The organism is Mesorhizobium sp. B2-4-12, assembly GCF_006441575.1.
Lineage (GTDB): Bacteria > Pseudomonadota > Alphaproteobacteria > Rhizobiales > Rhizobiaceae > Mesorhizobium.
Window position 1 is genome coordinate 12392 of record NZ_VFVC01000031.1, and the last position, 20382, is coordinate 32773.

Annotated in this window: 26 protein-coding genes; 15 read left to right on the forward strand and 11 right to left on the reverse strand. The window is 63.0% G+C overall.

Features of this window, described 5'->3' with window-relative positions:
- Positions 1–78 precede the first annotated feature (78 nt).
- From FJ934_RS18350 to FJ934_RS18375, 6 genes are all read left to right on the forward strand, one after another.
- Positions 79–1260: a cell wall hydrolase gene (locus tag FJ934_RS18350; protein WP_140611022.1), complete on the forward strand. Its 1182-nt coding sequence runs from the start codon at positions 79–81 to the stop codon at positions 1258–1260.
- 256 nt (positions 1261–1516) lie between these two features.
- Positions 1517–1924 carry an AtpZ/AtpI family protein gene (locus FJ934_RS18355; protein ID WP_140611024.1) on the forward strand — a complete coding sequence of 136 codons (408 nt, stop codon included), beginning with the start codon at positions 1517–1519 and terminating at the stop codon, positions 1922–1924.
- A 54-nt stretch (positions 1925–1978) separates the two neighbouring features.
- On the forward strand, positions 1979–2737 hold the full coding sequence (locus tag FJ934_RS18360) for a F0F1 ATP synthase subunit A (RefSeq protein ID WP_140611026.1): 759 nt from the start codon (positions 1979–1981) through the stop codon (positions 2735–2737).
- Between the two features lie 67 nt (positions 2738–2804).
- The gene (locus FJ934_RS18365) at positions 2805–3029 is read left to right on the forward strand and encodes a F0F1 ATP synthase subunit C (protein WP_140611028.1); all 225 of its coding nucleotides are present in this window, start codon (positions 2805–2807) and stop codon (positions 3027–3029) included.
- A gap of 59 nt (positions 3030–3088) precedes the next feature.
- A complete protein-coding gene (locus FJ934_RS18370; RefSeq protein ID WP_140611030.1) occupies positions 3089–3670 on the forward strand; it encodes a F0F1 ATP synthase subunit B in 582 nt (193 codons plus the stop codon).
- Positions 3671–3680: 10 nt separating this feature from the next.
- A complete protein-coding gene (locus tag FJ934_RS18375; protein WP_140611032.1) occupies positions 3681–4172 on the forward strand; it encodes a F0F1 ATP synthase subunit B in 492 nt (163 codons plus the stop codon).
- Between the two features lie 144 nt (positions 4173–4316).
- Here the strand turns inward: FJ934_RS18375 and FJ934_RS18380 are convergent, their stop codons facing one another.
- Positions 4317–5216 carry an AraC family transcriptional regulator gene (locus FJ934_RS18380; RefSeq protein ID WP_246671557.1) on the reverse strand — a complete coding sequence of 300 codons (900 nt, stop codon included), beginning with the start codon at positions 5214–5216 and terminating at the stop codon, positions 4317–4319.
- On the opposite strand from FJ934_RS18380, the gene FJ934_RS18385 reads away from it, so the two are divergent.
- Together FJ934_RS18385 and FJ934_RS18390 are read left to right on the forward strand one after the other, a co-directional pair.
- Positions 5215–5766 carry a carboxymuconolactone decarboxylase family protein gene (locus tag FJ934_RS18385; RefSeq protein ID WP_140611034.1) on the forward strand — a complete coding sequence of 184 codons (552 nt, stop codon included), beginning with the start codon at positions 5215–5217 and terminating at the stop codon, positions 5764–5766. The two genes, FJ934_RS18380 and FJ934_RS18385, sit on opposite strands and share 2 nt — an antisense overlap.
- 78 nt (positions 5767–5844) lie before the next feature.
- On the forward strand, positions 5845–6231 hold the full coding sequence (locus FJ934_RS18390) for a hypothetical protein (RefSeq protein WP_140611036.1): 387 nt from the start codon (positions 5845–5847) through the stop codon (positions 6229–6231).
- A gap of 214 nt (positions 6232–6445) precedes the next feature.
- On the opposite strand, the gene FJ934_RS18395 is transcribed toward FJ934_RS18390, so the two are convergent.
- Positions 6446–7141 (reverse strand): ribonuclease HII, encoded by a 696-nt coding sequence (locus FJ934_RS18395; protein WP_140611038.1) that lies wholly within the window; start codon positions 7139–7141, stop codon positions 6446–6448.
- A gap of 154 nt (positions 7142–7295) precedes the next feature.
- Entirely contained in the window at positions 7296–8450 is a 1155-nt protein-coding gene (locus FJ934_RS18400) for a PA0069 family radical SAM protein (RefSeq protein ID WP_140611126.1), read from the reverse strand.
- 147 nt (positions 8451–8597) lie between these two features.
- Between FJ934_RS18400 and FJ934_RS18405 the strand changes: the two genes are divergently transcribed.
- Entirely contained in the window at positions 8598–9125 is a 528-nt protein-coding gene (locus FJ934_RS18405; protein ID WP_140611128.1) for a glycosyltransferase, read from the forward strand.
- Positions 9126–9237: 112 nt separating this feature from the next.
- Here the strand turns inward: FJ934_RS18405 and moaB are convergent, their stop codons facing one another.
- The 6 genes from moaB to FJ934_RS18435 form a co-directional block, all read right to left on the reverse strand.
- Positions 9238–9792: a molybdenum cofactor biosynthesis protein B gene (gene moaB, locus FJ934_RS18410; RefSeq protein ID WP_140611040.1), complete on the reverse strand. Its 555-nt coding sequence runs from the start codon at positions 9790–9792 to the stop codon at positions 9238–9240.
- 1 nt (position 9793) lies between these two features.
- On the reverse strand, positions 9794–10681 hold the full coding sequence (locus FJ934_RS18415) for a 4-(cytidine 5'-diphospho)-2-C-methyl-D-erythritol kinase (protein ID WP_140611042.1): 888 nt from the start codon (positions 10679–10681) through the stop codon (positions 9794–9796).
- 26 nt (positions 10682–10707) lie between these two features.
- Positions 10708–10893 (reverse strand): membrane protein, encoded by a 186-nt coding sequence (locus FJ934_RS18420; RefSeq protein WP_013896713.1) that lies wholly within the window; start codon positions 10891–10893, stop codon positions 10708–10710.
- Positions 10894–11033: 140 nt separating this feature from the next.
- Complete coding sequence (locus FJ934_RS18425; protein WP_140611044.1) at positions 11034–11897, reverse strand: S49 family peptidase; 864 nt, start codon at positions 11895–11897, stop codon at positions 11034–11036.
- 78 nt (positions 11898–11975) lie between these two features.
- Positions 11976–12779 carry a methyltransferase gene (locus FJ934_RS18430; RefSeq protein ID WP_140611046.1) on the reverse strand — a complete coding sequence of 268 codons (804 nt, stop codon included), beginning with the start codon at positions 12777–12779 and terminating at the stop codon, positions 11976–11978.
- Positions 12780–13004, reverse strand: coding sequence for a DUF2007 domain-containing protein (locus FJ934_RS18435; protein ID WP_140611048.1), 225 nt, complete (start codon positions 13002–13004; stop codon positions 12780–12782).
- A gap of 291 nt (positions 13005–13295) precedes the next feature.
- On the opposite strand from FJ934_RS18435, the gene FJ934_RS18440 reads away from it, so the two are divergent.
- From FJ934_RS18440 to FJ934_RS18460, 5 genes are all read left to right on the forward strand, one after another.
- Complete coding sequence (locus tag FJ934_RS18440) at positions 13296–14312, forward strand: polyprenyl synthetase family protein (protein ID WP_140611050.1); 1017 nt, start codon at positions 13296–13298, stop codon at positions 14310–14312.
- A gap of 102 nt (positions 14313–14414) precedes the next feature.
- On the forward strand, positions 14415–15083 hold the full coding sequence (locus tag FJ934_RS18445) for a GntR family transcriptional regulator (protein WP_140611052.1): 669 nt from the start codon (positions 14415–14417) through the stop codon (positions 15081–15083).
- A 190-nt stretch (positions 15084–15273) separates the two neighbouring features.
- A complete protein-coding gene (locus tag FJ934_RS18450) occupies positions 15274–15867 on the forward strand; it encodes a biotin transporter BioY (RefSeq protein WP_140611054.1) in 594 nt (197 codons plus the stop codon).
- Between the two features lie 9 nt (positions 15868–15876).
- Positions 15877–16326, forward strand: a complete 450-nt coding sequence (locus FJ934_RS18455; protein ID WP_140611056.1) for a DUF1284 domain-containing protein — start codon at positions 15877–15879, stop codon at positions 16324–16326.
- Between the two features lie 143 nt (positions 16327–16469).
- Positions 16470–18245, forward strand: a complete 1776-nt coding sequence (locus FJ934_RS18460) for a tetratricopeptide repeat protein (RefSeq protein ID WP_140611130.1) — start codon at positions 16470–16472, stop codon at positions 18243–18245.
- A 76-nt stretch (positions 18246–18321) separates the two neighbouring features.
- Here the strand turns inward: FJ934_RS18460 and FJ934_RS18465 are convergent, their stop codons facing one another.
- The gene (locus tag FJ934_RS18465; RefSeq protein WP_140611058.1) at positions 18322–18783 is read right to left on the reverse strand and encodes a GNAT family N-acetyltransferase; all 462 of its coding nucleotides are present in this window, start codon (positions 18781–18783) and stop codon (positions 18322–18324) included.
- 257 nt (positions 18784–19040) lie between these two features.
- Between FJ934_RS18465 and FJ934_RS18470 the strand changes: the two genes are divergently transcribed.
- The gene (locus FJ934_RS18470) at positions 19041–20021 is read left to right on the forward strand and encodes a glycine--tRNA ligase subunit alpha (protein WP_181165674.1); all 981 of its coding nucleotides are present in this window, start codon (positions 19041–19043) and stop codon (positions 20019–20021) included.
- Here the strand turns inward: FJ934_RS18470 and FJ934_RS18475 are convergent.
- Positions 20018–20197, reverse strand: a complete 180-nt coding sequence (locus FJ934_RS18475) for a hypothetical protein (RefSeq protein ID WP_140611060.1) — start codon at positions 20195–20197, stop codon at positions 20018–20020. The genes FJ934_RS18470 and FJ934_RS18475 overlap by 4 nt on opposite strands.
- Positions 20198–20382 lie beyond the last annotated feature (185 nt).

Genomic DNA, 20382 nt, shown 5'->3' on the forward strand with positions numbered 1-20382 from the left:
ATCCCGTTAACGTCCCATCAAGGTTAATGCATCATTTTGCTCTCCAGTGGGGTCAGTAGCGTTCCTGGAGAGAGTTCCGTGCATCGACGTATGTTGAAGCGGCTTGTTGCCGCCGCCGGTGAGAAACGCAGCTTCGTATCCCCGCTCATCATTGGTCTCGGCATCTGGATAGGCTTTCCGACCGTCGCCGCCTACCAGGATATGACGAGCCTGGTGTCCGGCCTTGAGGCACCGACCGCGCGCTGGAATTCCTATGTCGAAAAATCCGTTGCCGGCTCGGTTCATGCCGCCGAGATGCCGTTCGTCGATTCTGATAAAACCGCGTCGCTCTCCGGTTCCGGCGTGCGCCTTCCCGGCGTCGGCTCCGTCTCGTTCCGGGGCAAGGGCGGCAAGGTCAGCGCGACGCCAGACGAGGACCGCGTCGTGCGAGCCGACAAGAAGGGCCGCATCGTCCAGGTGTCTCCCGTTGCCCCGCCGAAGAACTTCAACGCCGGGTCGATCTTCCAGCGGACCTCCTCTCTGATGCGGCCGACCATGGACAGCGGCCTGAAGATGGCGTTCGCCAAGCCGCAGATCAAAGGCAAGGAAATCCAGATCGCCTCGGAATTCCATGCGCGTGAGGACAAGAAGCCGGATCCGGGCGTGCCGGCCATGCTTGCCGCCCTGGTCAACAACTCCCATCCGGATGTGCTGGCGACCGCCTATGCGCAATCCGCGCCGGACTACGCCAAGGCCTCGCCCTTCGAAGCCCTGCTTCAGGACGAACAGCCCAACAGCGGCCGCTTCATTCCGCCGATGGCCAAGGGTGACCATTGGTGGATCCAGAACCCGCTTCCAGCCAGCGTCTTCTCCAAGCCCGAGCAGAAATGCCTGGCCAATGGCATCTATTTCGAGGCGCGCGGCGAATCCGTGCGCGGTCAGGCCGCTGTCGCCCAGGTCATCCTCAACCGCGTCCGCAACCCCGCCTATCCCAACTCGATCTGCGGCGTCGTCTACCAGAACGACAGCTGGTTCAACCGTTGCCAGTTTTCCTTCGCCTGCGACGGCAGGAAGAAGCGCATCGACAATCCCGTCGCCTACAAGACCGCGCAGGACATCGCCATGGCCGTCACCGCCGGCAAGATCTTCATCCCGGAGGTCGGATCATCGACGCATTACTACGCCCAGTACGTCCATCCGGGCTGGGCGCACACGATGCAGAAGATGACCAAGATCGGCCTGCATATCTTCTATCGCACCTATGGCGGCGGCTGGAGCTGAGGCCCCGGCAGTCGCCGATCTTTTCATGCGCTTGTGCGGCTGATTGGGGAGCCGTTGCAGGGGGGATTCGTGCAACGCATCCCCATCCTCGTGGCGGGCACGATGTCGCACCTCTCTAACAGATTGATTTTATTGCCTAAAATACATGACAATGAACTTCCGCCCGTGGCTTGACGGGCGCAAACCCTCTAACTATGTTGCCGGCGACTTTAGAAGCGGACGGACGGTGACGGTCTGACCGGGCAGGGGGGTTACGATGGCCGATAAAAGCGGGCCAGACGGATCCGGAGAAACCGGCCGCGGCAAGCAGCATGAAGCCGGCATCCGCGATGACGATCTTGAGCGACGTCGGCGTGAACTTGAAGCATCGCTTGCGACAAGGCTGCCGAACCGGCGCGAGGGGAAAGACGACGCGAAAGCGGGCAGTGCGGCCGGTTATGGCCAGGCGGTCAAACTCTCCAGTGAATTTATCGCTGGCGTGGTGGTGGGCGCCGGCATCGGCTGGATCATCGACCGTATGGCGGGGACATCGCCGTGGGGTCTGATCGTTTTCCTGCTGCTGGGTTTTGGCGCCGGCGTGCTCAATGTCATGCGTTCAGCGGGCGTTGTGGCGGAATTCGGACAGGGCGACAAATCGCGCTCTGACCGGGACGACAGCAAATAGCCGCTCTCGCGGCAATGGTAATTTGGCCGTACGCGGCATTGACGGGGTTAGAACGTGGCAGCTGACAAGGTCGATCCGATCCACCAGTTCCATATCATCAAGCTGATTCCGATTAATATCGGCGGCTACGACCTGTCCTTCACCAATTCGGCGCTGTTCATGGTCGCGACCGTGTTTGTGGCGGCGGCGTTCTTGTTCCTGACGACGTCGAGCAGGAGCCTGGTTCCCGGCCGACTGCAGTCGGTCTCCGAAATGGCCTATGAATTCGTCGGCAACATGTTGCGCGATGCCGCCGGCACGCAGGGCATGAAGTTCTTCCCGTTCGTGTTCTCGCTGTTCATGTTCGTGCTGGTCGCCAATCTGCTCGGCCTGTTCCCCTATTTCTTCACCGTTACCAGCCATATCATCGTGACCTTCGGCCTGGCCATCCTGGTGATTGGCACCGTCATCGTCTACGGCTTCATGAAGCATGGCCTTGGCTTCCTGAAGCTGTTCGTGCCGAAGGGCGTGCCCCTCGTGATGATGGTGCTTGTTGTTCCGATCGAGGTGATTTCCTTCGTATCGCGCCCGGTCAGCCTCTCGGTTCGTCTGTTCGCGAACATGCTGGCCGGTCACATCACGCTGAAAGTGTTTTCGGGATTTGTCGTCAGCCTGAGCGCGCTGGGTGCGCTCGGCGTTGCGGGTTCGATCTTGCCGCTGGCCATGGCGGTGGCGTTGACGGCGCTGGAACTGCTCGTGGCGCTCTTGCAGGCCTATGTCTTTGCGGTGCTGACCTGCATGTATCTGAACGACGCCCTGCATCCTTCGCACTAATTCGAGTTTCCGGCATGGCTGCCGGATGGAATCGCAACGGAATTTTAGATCCAAAGGAGTTGAACAAATGGACGTGGAAGCAGCAAAGTACATCGGCGCCGGCATCGCTTGCTTGGGCATGGGTGGCGCGGGTATTGGCCTGGGCAACATCTTCGGCAGCTATCTCTCGGGCGCGCTGCGCAATCCGTCGGCAGCCGATGGCCAGTTCGGCCGTCTGATCTTCGGTTTTGCCGTGACCGAAGCTCTGGGCATTTTCTCCCTTCTCATCGCGCTTCTGGCCCTGTTCAAGTAAGCCTTGCGCCATCTGGCCCAACGTCACGGCGTTCGGGGCTTGAATTTCGGGGATAGTCCATGTTCGTGACATCTGCCTTTGCGCAAGAGTCCGCGCCTGCCACCACGGAAGGCGACACGCATTCCGGTACCGGCGTGCCTGCGGAAGCACACGGCGCGTTCCCGCCATTCGATCCTGCGACGTTCCCGTCGCAGCTTCTGTGGCTGGCGATCACGTTCGGGCTGTTCTACCTCTTCCTGAAGAGGGTGGTGATGCCGCGTGTTGGCGGCATCATCGACGTCCGCAACGACCGCATCAGTCAGGATCTCGACCATGCGGCCAGGTTGAAGGGCGAGGCCGACGCTGCCGTCGCTGCTTACGAGCAGGAACTGGCGGAAGCCAAGAAGAACGCCAACTCGATCGGCCAGCAGGCCAACGATGCGGCCAAGGCGGAAGCCGAGACCGCTCGCAAGAAAATCGAGGCCGCCCTCGATGCGAAGCTTGGCGAGGCCGAGGCGCGCATTTCTTCCATCAAGGCCAACGCCATGAAGGAAGTCGGCACCATTGCCGAGGACACCGCTTCGGCGATTGTCGAGGCACTTGTCGGCGGCAAGGCCAGCAAGGCCGAGATCGCGGCCGCGGTCAAATCCGTGGCCAGGTGAGGAGCGCATCATGGACGCCACATCTCTAGCAACGCTCTGGGCCACGATTGCCCTGATCATCTTTCTGGGTATCGCCATCTACATCAAGGTGCCCGGGCTGATCGCCAAGGCACTTGATGCGCGCGCCGCCAGGATCAGCAGCGAGCTCGACGAGGCACGCAAGCTGCGTGACGAGGCCCAGCAATTGCTCGGCCAGTACCAGAAGAAGCGCAAGGAAGCCGAGCAGGAGGCTGCCGCCATCGTCGCGGCCGCCAAGCGCGAAGCCGAACTGCTCGCCGCCGAGGCGCACAAGAAGACCGAGGACTATGTCGCCCGGCGCACTGCGCTGGCCGAACAGAAGATCGGTCAGGCCGAGCGTGAGGCGATCGGCGAAGTGCGTGCCAGCGCCGTCGACATCGCCGTCGAGGCCGCCCGTGCGCTGCTCGCCGCCAAGGTCGACATCAAGGCCGGGGCCGACCTGTTCAAGGCCTCGCTCGCGGATGTGAAGGCCAAGCTGAACTGAGCGGTTCTTGAACCGCAGACATGAAGCCGCCCGGGCAACCTGGCGGCTTTTTTGTTGTGCGCGGATAATCTCCCCCGTTCCGACCGCGAGATCGACTGCGAGGAGGCAATGGAGTCGCCGCCTTCGAAGGTTTCGGCGAGCGTCCTACTGTGGTTGGCTAATATCGCGCGGCGGGTGCCCGGTGACTCGGCTGAACACCCGCGAGAAGGCGGCCGCGCTGTCGTAGCCGACCTGTGCTGCGACGGTCTTGACAGGTTTGCCCTTACCAAGAAGCTGGCGCGCGATCGTGATGCGCCAGACCGTCAGGTATTCAATCGGTGGCCGACCGATCAGCTTCCGAAAATGCTCGGCGAAACGCGTGCGTGACATGCCTGCGACTTCGGCGAGCTCCTCGAGCTTCCAGTGCTTCTTCGGCGCTTCGTGTATGGCCGTCAGCGCTTTGACGAGACGTGGGTCGGCGAGCCCGGCGAGAACGCCGGTTGAGACAACGCCGCATTCGATGACGTGTCGCACGATCAGGATCAGGAGATACTCGAAGAGCCGGTCGAGCGCCGTCTGGCGGCCACCACCTTCCGCGAACGCTTCGCCGACCAGCAGGTCACAAACCGGCCGCAGCGCCGGATGCTCTGCGAGCGGTAGGACCACGCAGTCTGGCAGGCCCAGTGCAATGGGATTGCCCTCCGCACCCCCGAGTTCGACGGTTGCGCAGACGAGGTCGGCCCCGCGCCTGGAATCAACCGCGAAGTCATGGGTCCGCCCACGCGGAAAAAACAGCAGGGTTGGCTCAAGGAATTCGAGATCGGCCTCTCCGCTCCGGCTGACCCTGAGCTCGCCAGCCTTGAGCATGTGCAGATGACCCACACCAGTGAATTGCAGCGCCTGGCAGAGCGTCCCGGTGAAGAACGTCTGAGCGGTTGGCGTGACATGGGTAAAGAGGGCGGCCAACGGGTCCATTGGGACGATCAGCAAAGTTATTGGCACCGAAGAGTACCTGGAGTGCTGCATATAGGAGTGGCGTGCAATCAACACAAGGAACTCTGACATGCCCCGTATCGCTCCTATCGACACTGCCCATGCCGACGCTGCCGTCCAGACCACATTGGCGGGCGTCAAAGCCAAAATCGGCATGGTGCCGAATCTTTTTTCCACCTTCGCCCAATCGCCCGCCGTACTGAACGGCTACCTCGCTTTGTCCGATGCCCTTGGCAAGGGTGTGCTCACGGCGAAGCAACGCGAGATCATTTCGCTCGCTGTCGGGCAGGCGAATGAATGCTCTTATTGTCTCTCAGCCCATACGCTGATGGGCAAGGGCGCAGGCTTGTCTCCGGAAGCTATTCGCAAAGCCCGCGAGGGCAGCGCTGAAACCGCGCTGGACGCGGCCGTTGCCTCATTGGCGCGTCGTCTCATCGACGTGCGGGGGCAGGTCCTGGATGCGGATCTTGTCGCAGCGCGTTCGGCCGGTCTCGGCGATGCGCACATCGTCGAGATCGTCGCAAATGTCGCCATCAATGTGTTGACCAACTACACCAACAACGTCGCATTGACGGAGATCGATTTCCCCAAGGTCGACGTCGAACTGCGCTCTGCCGCCTGACCCGATGGGCGCGGCGCACAATCGGTCCGGCGCCGCGCCCGTTTGCCCCAAAACCTTCAAACGCAATCGGAGAGTGTCATGAATTTTCGTTTCGTCACAAAGACCGTTCATGCCTTCCTCGACTATCCCGTTGCGCTGAGCCTGGCGGCCACGCCGTTCCTGCTCGGACTTGGCCGCGGCAATCCGCCGGCGCTCTGGGTGTCGGTCGCAGCCGGCGTGGCCGCGTTCATCCTGACCCTGTTCACCGATCACAGGACCGGCGTGTTCCGTGTGCTGCCATATTGGCTGCATTTGGCGGTTGACCGTCTCGTCGGAATTGTCTTCGTCGCAGTGCCCTTCGCGCTCGGCCTCCAGGGTCTGGACGCCTTCTACTACTGGGCAAACGGCGCTGCGGTTCTCCTGGTCACCCTCGTATTCAACGCTCCCAAGGGTGAGAATCGCGCGATGGGGACGGTGCACACCTGAAAGCTGGTGGGAAATCACTGGACAGCGGCCGAGTTGTCTTGGGCCGTTGCTGCTGTGACAAGGTCGGCGCTAAGCCTAAGCCTTGGCGGTACCTCCTATGAAATCGCGACCCCTGGCGGTCAGCGCCGGTCGATCCCGTTATTGGCTAAGCGAAACCAGAAGCAGCCATTCGGCTGTGCGTTATGCGGGAAGTGACCGATAGCGGACTAAGTGTTTAATCCAACCCAGCGAGGACCTCTTCTTCAATGACCTCGGCACCGCCCAGCCTGAATGGCGCGAAGGATACGCGGTGAAGCCGCGCGACCGGGCCATGCGCCTCGATCGCCGTGCGATGCCGGGCCGTGGCGTAGCCCATATGGACCTCGAAGCCGTATCGTTCGTGGTGGCCGCCGCAGCCGCACATCATGCGGTCGCGCATCACCTTGGCAACGATGGAAGCGGCCGCGATCGACTGCGAGCGCTGGTCGCCCTTGATCAGCGCGCGCCCGTCGCAAGGCAGTCCCGGCGGCACATCGCGACCGTCGGCGAGCGCGAGCTTGGGTTTTACCGGCAGGCCGACCAGGGCACGGCGCATCGCTTCCAGGCTCGCCTTGAGGATGTTGCTGTTGTCGATGCCTTCCGCGCTGATCGACGCCATCGAAACCCCAAGCGCCGAACCGATGATACGCTGGAAAAGCGCTTCGCGCTGCAAATGGCCCAGCCGTTTGGAATCGTCTAGCCCTTCGGGGATATTGGCGGGATCGAGCACCACCGCGGCGGCGACGACCGGCCCGGCCAGCGGGCCGCGGCCGGCCTCATCCATCCCCGCGACCGGCCACAGGCCGTCGGCCATCGCCTTCGTCTCGAAGGAGAAATCGGGCTTCTCGACGATTTCGAAGAGAAGCGGAGAATCGGAACGCGCGCGAGCCATGTTGCGGCGAGGTTCGCATCGGCTCCGATTCTCCGCAAGTCCCTCCGGGTCGGGTGAGGCGCCGGACCGGGAGGGCACCGTCTGCAGGCCGGGGCAGGCCGGACGGGATTTTTTTGCTTGGCAGCAATGAAACTGCCGCAGCGCTTTAGGGTCTTCAGAGCAGCATCAACTGCTCCTGGTCCTTTCCGGCCGCGACGAACTGGTCGGTCCGCAGGGTGCGCCGTTCGGCGTTGAGTCCGAGTCGTTTGGCGGTGATCTCGAAGCGGCGGCCGATCTGCCAGGCATAGGGTCCGGCGCCCTTCATGCGCTTGCCCCATTCCGAATCGTAGTCCTTGCCGTCGCGCATCGAGCGGATCAGCGACATCACGTGGCGATAGCGGTCGGGATAATGGCGCAGCAGCCAGTCCTTGAAGATCGGGCTGACTTCCAGCGGCAGGCGCAGCACGACATAGCCCGCCTCGCGCGCGCCGGCGGCACGCGCCGAATCGAGGATCCGTTCCATTTCCTGGTCGGTAAGGCCGGGGATGATCGGCGCCACCATCACCGAAGTTGGAATGCCGGCATCCGAAAGCTGCCTGATCGCTTCTAGCCGCTTGGTCGGCGTTGACGCCCGCGGCTCCATGGTCCTGGCCAGCATGCGATCCATTGTCGTCACCGACAGCGCCACCTTGGCGAGCCCACGTTCGGCCATGCGCGACAAGATATCGATGTCGCGCGTCACCAGAGCGGACTTGGTGACGATGCCGACCGGATGGCCGCGCGCTTCCAGCACTTCGAGGATCTCGCGCATGATCCGGTATTGCTTCTCGATCGGCTGGTAGGGGTCGGTGTTGGTGCCGATGGCGATGGTGCGCGGCTGGTAGCCACCCTTAGACAGTTCCTTGTCGAGCAAGCGTGCCGCATCCGGCTTGGCGAACAGCTTGGATTCGAAATCCAGGCCAGGCGACAGGCCCATGAACGCGTGTGTCGGCCGCGCGAAGCAATAGACGCAGCCATGCTCGCAGCCGCGATAAGGGTTGATTGACCGGTCGAAGGAGATATCGGGCGATTCATTGCGGGTGATGATGGTGCGCGGTTTTTCCACCTGCACCTCGGTCTTGAACGGGGGCAGCTCCTCCAGGGAACTCCAGCCATCATCGAAAACATGCCGGCTGACAGGTTCGAACCGGCCGGACGGATTGATGCCCGCCGACCGGCCGCGGTTGCGGTCCGGACGGATGCGCATGCCGCTCTGCTCGATCACCGCATTGGCCATCTCGGCTCTTCCTGCCCCAAAGGCGGCAATGTCGGCACGCATGATCGGTTCCATCTTTGCCCGCTCCCAGGGTGTGTCCATGTTGTGTCGAATCGCTCTGCTCATGAAATTATTCCTATTTCGCCGATGAGAACAAAGCAAGAACTTTCTATGTTGCGTTGCAAACTGGCACTGTGCGCGGGTTTCCGCTATTCGGCTGACATGCTCAGTGTTCTCATCGAAACCCGCAATAACGAGGAGGCTCTTGCCCGCACGCTCGGCTCGCTGATTGGCGGGGCGGTCGAGGGCGTGGTGCGCGAGGTCATCATCTGCGACACCGGTTCCACCGACCAGACGCATTATGTCGCCGAGCACGCCGGTTGCCAGTATGTGGCGAGCGGCGGTATCGCCGCCGGCATCCGGCAGGCCAAGGGTGATTGGCTGTTGCTGCTGGAACCGGGCTCACGGCTGGTGGAGGGCTGGATCGAGGCGGTCATCGCCCACACGGCCAGGCAAACCATGGCGGCGCGATTCTCACGCGCGCGGGGTAGCCGCGCGCCGTTCCTGGCCCGCGTCTTTTCGGGAAACCGGGCGCTCGCCGAAGGGCTGGTGATCAGCAAGCGTCAGGCCGCGTCCCTGTCGAAGAACGCCGGCAGCGCCGAGGCTCTTGCGCGCGGCCTGGCGACAAAGAAACTCGACGCCGAGATCTGGGTCGCCCCGGCCAAGCAGGAACACCGCTCTTCGAAGTGAACTTTTGCAACGGCTGTTTCGCATTGCAGAAAATGTGACGCGGGTTAGCGGAGGCGCCGGTGCCGTTCCGTTTTTGGAAATGGCGCTTGGAAAGCCATTCAGCCTTTGGTTTTCATGGAGCGGCTTTTCCGCGCCGCAGATGCTCGTCCAGGCGCGGCATGATCTCAACGAAGTTGCAGGGCATGTGCCGATAGTCGAGTTGCGCCTTGAGGATGCCGTCCCAGGCGTCCTTGCAGGCGCCGGGCGAGCCCGGCAGCACGAAGACGAAGGTGGCGTTGACGACGCCGCCGGTCGCCCGGCTCTGGATCGTCGAGGTGCCGATCTTGTCGTAGGAGATGCGGTGGAACACTTCCGAAAAGCCGTCCATACGCTTTTCGAAGATCGGCTCCAGCGCCTCCGGCGTCACGTCTCGGCCGGTGAAGCCGGTGCCGCCGGTGGTGATGACGACGTCGATCCCCGTGTCCTTCGACCAGCCAAGCACCTTGTCACGGATTTTGTCACGGTCGTCGGTAACGATATCGCGGGCGGCCAGGATGTGGCCGGCCTCGGTGATGCGGTCTGCCAGCGTCTGGCCGGATTTGTCGTCGGCGAGGCCGCGCGTGTCCGAAACGGTCAGCACCGCGATGCGCACGGGAATGAAAGAGCGGCCCTCGTCAGTCGTGGCCATCTCACTCAGCCTCCGATGTCATGCTGCGCGTTGCCGCGACGAACCAGTCGGGCTGGCGGCTTCGGATCTCGGCGGCCGCGCGCTTGGCGACATTGCCGGTCTCGAACAGGCCGAAACATGTCGCGCCCGATCCGGACATGCGCGAAAATCCTGATCCGGCCTTGTTCAGCCATGAAAGCGCCCTGCCTATGGCGGGCTGCATGGCAACGGCCGCCGGCTCGAGATCGTTACGGGTGACCTCCAGCCAATTGCGCAGGCTGTGAAAATCGATGCTGCGCGGCAACGGCGGCAATGGCTGGTTGTCGCGATGGGAAAGCGCCGCGAAGACGTCCGCTGTCGGGAGCGGCATTCCAGGATTGACCAGCACCAGTCCCAGCGCTGAAAAGTCCGGCACCATCGACAGTTCGTCCCCAATGCCGCGCGCCACCAGCGGCTTTGCCGCCAGGCACATCGGTATGTCGGCGCCAAGCGAGAGGCCGATCCGCGCCAGTTCGGCGCCATCGATGTCCAGGCTCCATGTCCGTGCCAGCCCGCGCAGGGCCGCCGCCGCGTCGCTCGATCCGCCGCCGACGCCGGAGGCGACCGGCAGGTTTTTCTCGAGCCTGATGACGACGGGCGGAGTTCTTTCGGATGCAGCCGATTTCCGCAAGGCATCGCGCGCCTTGAGTACGAGGTTGCTATCGTCCAGGGGAACTGCCGGCGCATAACGGCCGGACACGATGAAATCGTCGCTGTCGGCGAGCGCGATCTCGACCCGGTCGCCAAAACGCGTGAACACCGCCAGGCTTTCTATCAGGTGATAACCGTCGGGGCGCCTGCCGGTGATATGCAGCGCCAGATTGATCTTGGCATGCGCATGCCAGGTGCGCGAACCGATGTCGGTGTCCACGGCGTCAGTCGTATGGGGGATGATGTTCAGTCCTTGGCCAGCCGGTATTCGCCGGTCTTCGGATCCTTGACCAGCGTTCCCATCGCGCCGTTGGCCGCCTGCTTTTCGGTGCGCCGCACCTTGGCCGTCACGCGTTCGGCTTCCCTGACGAAAGTGCGGTAGCCGAAATAGGCGGCGACGCCAACGACGGTGAAGAAAATGATCTGCGGCATGTCAAAACTCCTCCCACGCTGGGCCGGCGAATGCGACCGGTCGGGTCGGTTATGCATGTTGTCCAAAAGTGTGTTCGGTTTCGGGAAGACAACAATGCATTAGACTTCAAGCCTTCATGCTAGACGGTTTTACCGGCTTTTCAAAGCCCGAAGCGAGCCCACAATGCGCGCTCTTCCGCCGCATCGATGACGCCGCTGGCGGCCGCGGCGGCGATGTCAGGCGCCGAAAAGCCCTTGCTTGAGCCGAACAGGCCGAAGCGGCCGAGGAAACCATGCGGCGCCGACACCAGTCTGAGTTGCGTCTTCGTCCCGAACCGGGTCTTCAGCACCGTGCGCATGTCGCCGAGCGCGTCGACGAGGCCAAGCTCAAGACCCCTTTTGCCGGTCCAGAACAGGCCGGTGAACAGGTCCGGATCGTCCTTCAGCCTGGTACCGCGCCGCTCCTTGACGAGATCGATGAACGTGCCGTGCACCTCGAGTTGCAGTGCCTTCAGCCGCTCGACGTCTTCCTTCTTCTCGGGCTTGAACGGATCGAGCACCGCCTTGTTCTGGCCGGCGGTGTAGACACGGCGCTCGACGCCGATCTTCTTCATCAGTTCCGGAAAGCCGAACGAGGCTGAGACGACCCCGATGGAGCCGACGATGGAGGACGGATCGGCGAAGATCTCGTCGCCGGCAACCGCGATCATATAGCCGCCCGAGGCCGCGACGTCCTCGACGAAGACCAGCACCTTCTTGTTCTTTTCGTTCGCCAGGTCGCGAATGCGCTTGAAGATCAGCCGCGACTGCACTGGCGAGCCGCCGGGCGAATTGATCGAGATGGCGACTGCCGGCGCGTCGAACGAAAAGGCCTTCTCGATGAGGCCAGCGGTGGAGGCCAGCGACAGGCTCGGCCGGAACGGACCGCCACCGGCCATGATGGTGCCATGCAGCCGGATGACCGGAATGGTGACGACGGTGGAGCGCCAGGATTTCGGCAGCAATCGGTTGAAAAGACGTTTCACGAGAGGACGGTCTCCGGTCGATGGTTGCAGGCATGTAGGGATTTCCCGGCCAACGGCAATGTGGCGGCCAGGAATAGCTCAATCTCCAAACAGCGAAGCGAGACCATTGGTGATCATTTCGCTGCGCTCGTCAGGGCCGTTGCCCGACTGCGGATGAAGCATCAGCGGCGGCCGGATGGCGAGTTTTCCGCGCGCGCCAAGCGATGCGCGCACGACGATGCGGATCGCAGTCGCGTCGGGGCGAGGGTGCACGGCCAGCATCTCAGCGTCGCCGAAACGGCCGGCGATCGCGTCGAGAATGGCGGCGAGCTGTTCGGGTCGCGCGATGACGGCAAGCCCGCCGCGCGGCCTGACCACCGCCGCCGCGCTGCGGATCCAGCTTTCGAACAACCCGTCTTCCATGACATGGGCTTCCTTCCGCAGGCGCTCTGGCGTGGCGCGGTCCCGTGCGGCGTTGAAGGGCGGGTTCATGATGACGAAGTCGAAATCATTGTCGGCGAGGCCGGCGGCGGCCCGGGCGCGGCCCGACACCGTGACATCGGCGACAAGCACGGCTGCGCGATCGCTGAGATGCGCATTGCCGGGATGGGCAAGCGTGGCTGAGGCGAATGCCGCCATTTCCGGCGCACGTTCGACAAGCACGGCCGCCGCCGCACCCGGGCAGCGCGACAGCACCGCGAGGCCGGCGGCTCCGGCGCCGGCGCCGAAATCGGCGAGGCGTCCGCCAAAGGCGGATGGCACGGAGGCCGCCAGCATCATCGCATCCATGCCGGCGCGGTGGCCGCCATGCTTGGGCTGCACGAGCCAGAACCGGCCGCGATGGAAGGCGTCGACCGTATGGGCCGGTGTGTCCGGGGCGAGGGCGGCTGGCGCGGCCGACATCTATTTTCCGCGAATCTCGTTGGCGATGCCGGCGTCCCTCAGGATGCGCCGCGCGGCGTCGGCCTGCTCGGCGTCGACCATGACGCGCCGCGGCAGGATGCCCAGAGAACCGTCCAGCACGCTCATGTTCTGGTCGGCGACGAAGCAGCCGATGCCGGCATCGCGCATCAGCGATTCGACAAAGGAGATGATGACGGCGTCGTTGGTGCGGATGAGCTCTATCATCGGGTGAAACTCTCAGTTTACGGCGCTGATGTAAACGGGGACGTGGATTCCCGGCATCTCCAGCACCCTGACTTACCTCTGAGCGACGGCATGGTCGCGGCCCCACCCTATCGACCGCTTGCTGTCCAACCTCGCATCCTCGGCAGAGCCTCGCTCCCTGCGGTACCGGTTGACACGCTGTCATCGCCGCCGCGCCAATTCGCCACTTGCCGTGGCCATGTCCGCCGCCCTAGAGTCACACTGGGACCAAGGGTGCCGTCGCACGCGTTATACCAAGGCGGGAGAGTTGTCGTGGGTGTCGTTCTCAACATGGAAAATGGGAAGCGGGAACCCGCCTCCATCAAGGATCTGATCGATCTAACGGCGGGCGATATGGGGCGCGTCAACGAATTGATCCTGTCCAAGGCCGGCTCCGACGTCGAGATGATCCCGGAGGTCGCCAACCACCTGATCTCGTCCGGCGGCAAGCGGCTGCGGCCGATGCTGACGCTGGCCGCCGCCCAGATGTTCGGCTATGGCGGCGAAGGCCACGTCAAGCTCGCCACCTCGGTCGAGTTCATGCACACGGCCACGCTTCTGCACGACGACGTCGTCGACGAGAGCGGCATGCGGCGCGGCAAGAAGACCGCCCGCATGATCTGGGGCAATCAGGCGAGCGTTCTGGTCGGCGACTTCCTGCTCGGCCAGGCCTTCCGCATGATGGTCGATGTCGGCTCGCTCGAGGCGCTCGACATCCTGTCGAGCGCCGCCTCGATCATCGCCGAGGGCGAGGTCATGCAGTTGGCGGCGGCCAAGAATCTGGAGACGACCGAGGACGAGCACTTCGCCGTGATCAAGGCCAAGACCGCCGCGCTGTTTTCGGCCGCTGCCGAGGTTGGACCGGTCATTGCCCTGGCGACCCGCAATGATCGCGCCGCACTTCGCTCCTATGGCATGAATCTCGGGCTCGCTTTCCAACTCATCGACGATGCGCTGGACTATGGTGGCACCAGCAAGGACCTCGGCAAGAATGTCGGCGACGATTTCCGCGAGGGCAAGGTGACCTTGCCGGTCATCCTCGCTTACCGGCGCGGCACCAAGGCCGAGCGCACCTTCTGGAAACGCGCCATCGAGGACAATATCGTCGATGACGCCGGCCTGGAAAAGGCGATCGGCCTGATGACCCGCCATGGCGCCATCGCCGACACGATCGGGCGCGCCCGCCATTTCGGCGAGATCGCCCGCGACGCGCTGGCGCCGCTGGAAGAGACGCCGCAGAAATCGGCGCTGATCGACGTCATCGATTTCTGCATCAGCCGGGTGAACTGAGCGGCGTTTCTCCGGAATTTCCCCGGCATTGTGTTGGGGAACGTCGGCAACCACGGTCTCGCCGTCTCGACAAGCTGCCATATTGCAAATTATCTCTAAAACATGGCAAAGGGCACGGACGACACCATAGCGGTGCGCATCAGCAAGGCGCTCGCGGACCGCATCATCTCGGGCGCGATCGAGCCTGGTGCCCGGCTGCGCCAGGATCATGTCGCCGAGGAATTCCACACCAGCCATGTTCCGGTACGCGAGGCCTTTCGCCGCCTGGAGGCGCAGGGGCTCGCCGTCAGCGAGCCGCGCCGCGGGGTGCGCGTCGCCGCCTTCGATCTCGGCGAGGTCAAGGAGGTCGCTGAAATGCGGGCAGCACTCGAAGTGCTGGCGCTGCGCCATGCCGCGCCGCATCTGACGTCGGCCATTCTCGATCTTGCCGAGGAAGCCACCAAGGCTGGTGACAAATCCCGCGACGTCAGGTCATGGGAGGAAGCCAACCGCGCCTTTCACCGGCTGATCCTGGCGCCATGCGCCATGCCGCGGCTGCTCGCCACCATCGACGACCTGCACGCCGCCAGCGCCCGCTTTCTGTTCGCGGCATGGCGATCGGAGTGGGAGACGCGCACCGATCAGGATCACCGGGCAATACTGACGGCCTTACGGCAGGGAAACACCGAATCGGCCGCTGCGACGCTGGGGCGGCATGTCCAGTGGATTGGCCGCAAGCCGGTCAGGACGGCCTCGGGAGCGACGCGCGAAGCTTTCGCGATCGTGGGTTGATGCATGTCGCCCGCAAGGGGCGTCGGTTTTTGGCCGAGCGACATCCATGAAACAAGAACCTGAAGCGCGTCGTGACGTGCTTCAAACAGTCTTTGCCGTAGGGAGACTTGCTATCTCCGGAGAAATGTGGATTCGATAATAGATCGAAAGCCGAAATTATCTATAATTTCTCTTGGTCGAAGGAATTCCTGTGACAAACATCGCATTCACGTCCCGTAAGCCATCCTTCAGCCCACTCGGGCTCCAGGACCGCTCCCTTGGCTGGCAGGCCGGCGCCGTGGTGCTCGGCACGCTGTTTCTGGCGCTGTCCTCCTACATCGAGGTGCCGATGGTGCCTGTCCCCGTGACCATGCAGACCTTCGCCGTGACGCTCATTGGCGCGCTCTATGGCTGGCGGCTTGGCGCGCTCACCATAGCGGCATGGCTGGTCGAAGGCGCGGCCGGCTTTCCCGTCCTGGCCGGAGGCGCTGCCGGTTTGCAGCATTTCGTCGGGCCGACCGGCGGCTATCTCTTCGCGTTCCCGGTCACCGGCGCGCTGGTCGGCTGGCTGGCCGAGCGTGGCTGGAACGGCAACAGGGTGGTGCTTGCCTTCGCCGCCATGCTGCTCGGCAATCTTGTCTGCCTGGCGCTCGGCACGGCCTGGCTTGCCGTCATGATTGGTGCCGGGAAGGCCATCACTTTCGGCTTCCTGCCGTTCATTGTCGGCGGGTTGTTGAAGTCGGCGCTCGGTGCGGCGACGCTCATGGCGCTTCGCGGCGGCAAGGCGAAGCCGGCCAATATGTGATTATCGGCCGTGACGATCAGGCTGCGCGCCCATCACCTCCTTTGCCTGCTCACCTATGTGGGCAAGGGGTATAGTCCCGCCTTCACCGCCAATTATGACGGGATCGCGGAGCGCTTGAGCCGGGCCGAGGGCATCCTCCTCGTTTCCGGACCGGACGACATCTGCGCCCCATTGCTTGACGAGCCCGAGCCGCACTGCCTGCGCGAGGGCGCGGCCGCACGCGACCAGCTGGCCGCGCAGGACGTGGAGGAACTGCTGGCCCGGTCAATCCATGGCGGCATCCGCCTCGATCTCGATGCCACCATGCTGATACGGATGCGGCAGGCATTTTCGACCGGCCTCGTGCGCACGGCGTGCGGCGGCTGCGAATGGAGCGGGCTGTGCGGCACCATCGCCGCCGGCGGTTATCCCGATACGCGGCTGCAGCGGCCCGTTGACGCGCAAGATTGTCCCTTCTAGCCATGGTTTGTTAATCGGGTGACCCGATTGTGAATTTCATGTGGATTGAAGCGCGACCCCAAAAAGGCCATGCTTTGCCTGGAAAGATCGAGTCTACGTCGATCCCGCTGACGCGGAGATGGCGCCTGGCTGAAAGGGATATGATGCAGCAAGGACGTGCGCGCTGGCTGACAAGGCTGGCAATTGTGACCGGCATGGCGATTTCGGCTTTGCCGGCCTATGCCAAGCAATCCACCGAACCGGTCAAGATCTCGTCGTTCTCCGGCGCCTATCTGGCTGCCAGGATCGCCGAAGGCGACAACGACCTCGATAGCGCCATCGCCTATTACAAGCAGGCTCTGGCCTTTAATCCAGGCGATACCGGCCTGCAGCAAAGCCTGATGCTGTCGCTGGTCGCCCAAGGACGCTTCGACGAATCCCTGGTCTATGCCGACAAGCTCAAGGAAGTGCCCGATGTCGAGCGCTTCTCGCGCCTGGCGCTGGCCGTCGATTCCTTCCACAAGAAGGATTTCACCAAAGCGCAGTACTGGCTCAAGCTATCGCTGGAATCCGATCTGGACCGCCTGATTTCAGGCGTTATGTCTGGCTGGGCACAGCAAGGTGCCGGTGAGGCCGCCGACGCGATGGCATCGATCGACAAGCTGCAGGGACCGGACTGGTTCGGCCTGTTCAAGTCCTTCCACCGCGCGCTGATCGCCGATGCCTCCAACATGCCCGAAAAGGCCGAGGCGATCTATGCCGCGACGTTGCAGGATACCGCCGCCGGCGGTGCGGCTCCCGAAACCTGGATGCGCAATTCGCAGGCCTATGCCTCGTTCCTGGCCCGCAAGGGCGACAAGGCCAAGGCGATCTCGGTGCTCAATCAGGCCGAGGCGTTTTCGCCGGGCAAGCTGGAAATCGTCGCCTTGCGTGACAGGATTGCCAAGGGCGACAAGATTGCGCCCTTCGTTTCCGGCCCGTCCGACGGTGCCTCCGAGATCCTGCTCGATCTCGCCACCGCGCTCAATCGTGGCGGCGGCGAGCCGTTCGTTCGTCTCTACCTGCAATATGCTCTCGCCTTGAAGCCCGACAGCGATGCGGCGCTTGTGCAGCTTGCCGCGGTCGCCGAGCAATTGAAGGACGGCGAGGGCGCCATCGCGCTTTATCGGCGGATCCCCGATTCTTCGCCGCTGAAGGAGCTTTCGGACCTGCAACTCGGCCTCAACCTTGCCGATCTCGGCCGCCATGACGAGGCGATCACGCATCTCAAGGCATTCGTCGATGCCCATCCCACCGACATGCGCGCCTATCTGGCGCTTGGCGGGGTCTATTCCTCGAAGGATGATTTCCGCTCGGCCGCCAATCTCTACGACAAGGCTGTCGAGGTGCTGAAGACGCCGACGGCGGCCAACTGGAACATCTTCTACCAGCGCGGCATCGCCTATGAGCGCCTGAAGGAATGGCCGAAGGCCGAGCCGAATTTCCGCAAGGCGCTGGAGTTGCAGCCGGATCAGCCGCAGGTGCTCAACTATCTCGGCTATTCCTGGGTCGACATGAATACGAACCTGAAGGAAGGCCTGGCGATGATCCAGAAGGCCGTCGATCTCAGGCCGAGCGACGGTTATATCGTGGATTCGCTGGGCTGGGCTTATTTCCGGCTCGGCAGGTTCGATGACGCGGTGCGCGAGATGGAGCGCGCCGTATCGCTGAAACCGGAAGATCCGGTGCTGAACGACCATCTCGGTGACGCCTACTGGCGCGTCGGCCGCAAGCTGGAGGCCACCTTCCAGTGGAACCAGGCCCGCGCCCTGAAGCCCGATCCCGATGTGCTGGCCGCCCTGCAGCAGAAATTGATGAAGGGCTTGCCGCCGATCGAGTCCAACACGGCGCAGGAAACCCCGAAGGTCAAGCCCGAGCCGGTGCCCGCCCCGAAGGGCTGAGATCGTCTTTTGAATGCGGACGGGGCTCTTTTCAGGGCCCCGTTTTCGTCTGGAAAGGTGTCGATACGCTGCTGTCTCAGAACAGCTTGCGATAGACAACAAAGCCGGACCGTTCGCCGACCTTGTCATAGAGCTTCATTGCCGTGTTGTTGGTTTCTTGCGTAAGCCAGTATACCCGGCCCGAACCGGCGGCTTGGGCGCGCTCATAGACGCCTTCGATCAGGGCGCGGCCGATGCCCTTTCCACGCGAGGCTTTCGAGGTGAAAAGGTCTTGCAGATAACAGTTCGGCGCGATCGCCGTCGTGCTGCGGTGGAGGAGATAGTGCACGAGGCCGAGAAGCCGTCCGTCGCTTTCGGCAACCAGGGCATGGACCGGCTCATAGGCATCGAAGAAGCGCGACCATGTCATCGCCGTGATCTCGCTTGCCAGCGCCGTCTCGGCCGAGCGGCCATAAAAGGCATTGTAGCCATCCCACAGCGGCAGCCATCGGTCGAAATCCCGCCGTGTGACGGGGCGGACGATGATGGAACTGGGCATGGCTGAACCTGTGTCGCTGTTGTGAGGGATCGAACAGACCTCAGGCTCTCCGAGCCGGCAATGGGCCAGTCCCCTGCAAAACCTTCACTATCATGCGGTACACTCACGCCGGCCTGCATCCGAAACGCCTTGCTTGACGCTTCGCCGCCATGTCTCTAGGACGGGCCGGCAAGAGCATGATCCCAAAAAGTGGGTACCGGTTTTTGGGAAAGATCATGCTCGAACAAATAGATAGAGCCCGTCCCGATTGCGTCGGGATGGAACAGGCTCTAGCCGTTGCTGTCGAGGCCACCGTGACCATTGAAATCCCCGCCCACATGCACCCCAGCCGTTCGTTCCAGGGGCTGATCCTGACCCTGCACAACTACTGGGCCGCCTATGGTTGCGTCATCCTCCAGCCTTACGACATGGAAGTGGGCGCTGGCACGTTTCATCCGGCAACGACGCTGCGCGCGCTTGGCCCCCGGCGCTGGAACGCGGCCTATGTCCAGCCCTCGCGCCGTCCCAAGGATGGCCGCTATGGCGAGAACCCGAACCGGCTGCAGCATTATTATCAGTATCAGGTGATCCTGAAGCCGAACCCGCCGAACCTGCAGGAACTCTATCTCGGCTCGCTGGCGGCGATCGGCGTTGACCCGCTGCTGCACGACATCCGCTTCGTCGAGGACGACTGGGAAAGCCCGACACTGGGCGCCTGGGGGCTCGGCTGGGAATGCTGGTGCGACGGCATGGAAGTGTCGCAGTTCACCTATTTCCAGCAGGTCTGCGGCATCGAATGTGCGCCGGTGGCGGGCGAACTGACCTACGGGCTCGAGCGCCTGGCCATGTATGTGCAGGGTGTAGACAATGTCTACGATCTCAACTTCAACGGCCGTGAAGGCGCCGACAAGGTGACCTATGGCGACGTCTTCCTGCAAGCCGAGCAGGAATATTCCCGCCACAATTTCGAATACGCCAATACGGCGATGCTGCTCAGGCATTTCGAGGATGCCGAGGCCGAGTGCAAGGCGCTGCTCGATGCCGGCGCCCCGGCCTCGAACGACAATCTGCCGATGCACAGGATGGTCTTCCCCGCCTACGACCAGTGCATCAAGGCCAGCCACGTCTTCAACCTGCTCGATGCGCGTGGCGTGATCTCGGTCACCGAGCGGCAGAGCTACATCCTGCGGGTGCGCAACCTGGCGAAGGCCTGCGGCGAGGCATTTTTGAGGACGCAGGCAGGTGGGTTGGCGGCTTAGCCAACTGCTTTCGGGAATACGGCGGAGATCCTGATCGGCGCCGCGTTCTGACCGCTTGCGCTGTCGATCGTCCGCAATGCTTGCCGCACGCCCGGCATCGAGAAAGCGCCATGGACCTGCGCGCCGAAACAGGCGCTGAGCGCGAGGATCTGCAGAAGTCTGGATGCCGTTTTCATGGTCGTTCAGCCAATAGTTTCCTGCCTGAGCGTGGGTCGCTTCAGCGCTGCGTTCGGTTCATGGAAATCTTTGATCCAAGGACGGGTCGAACCATCTTGCTCCGACAGTGCGGTCAAAATTTCTGGAGAGGGTGACAGCGGGCAGCCGAGTTGCTATGCGCTCTTTACCTCCCCCTGGATGGGGG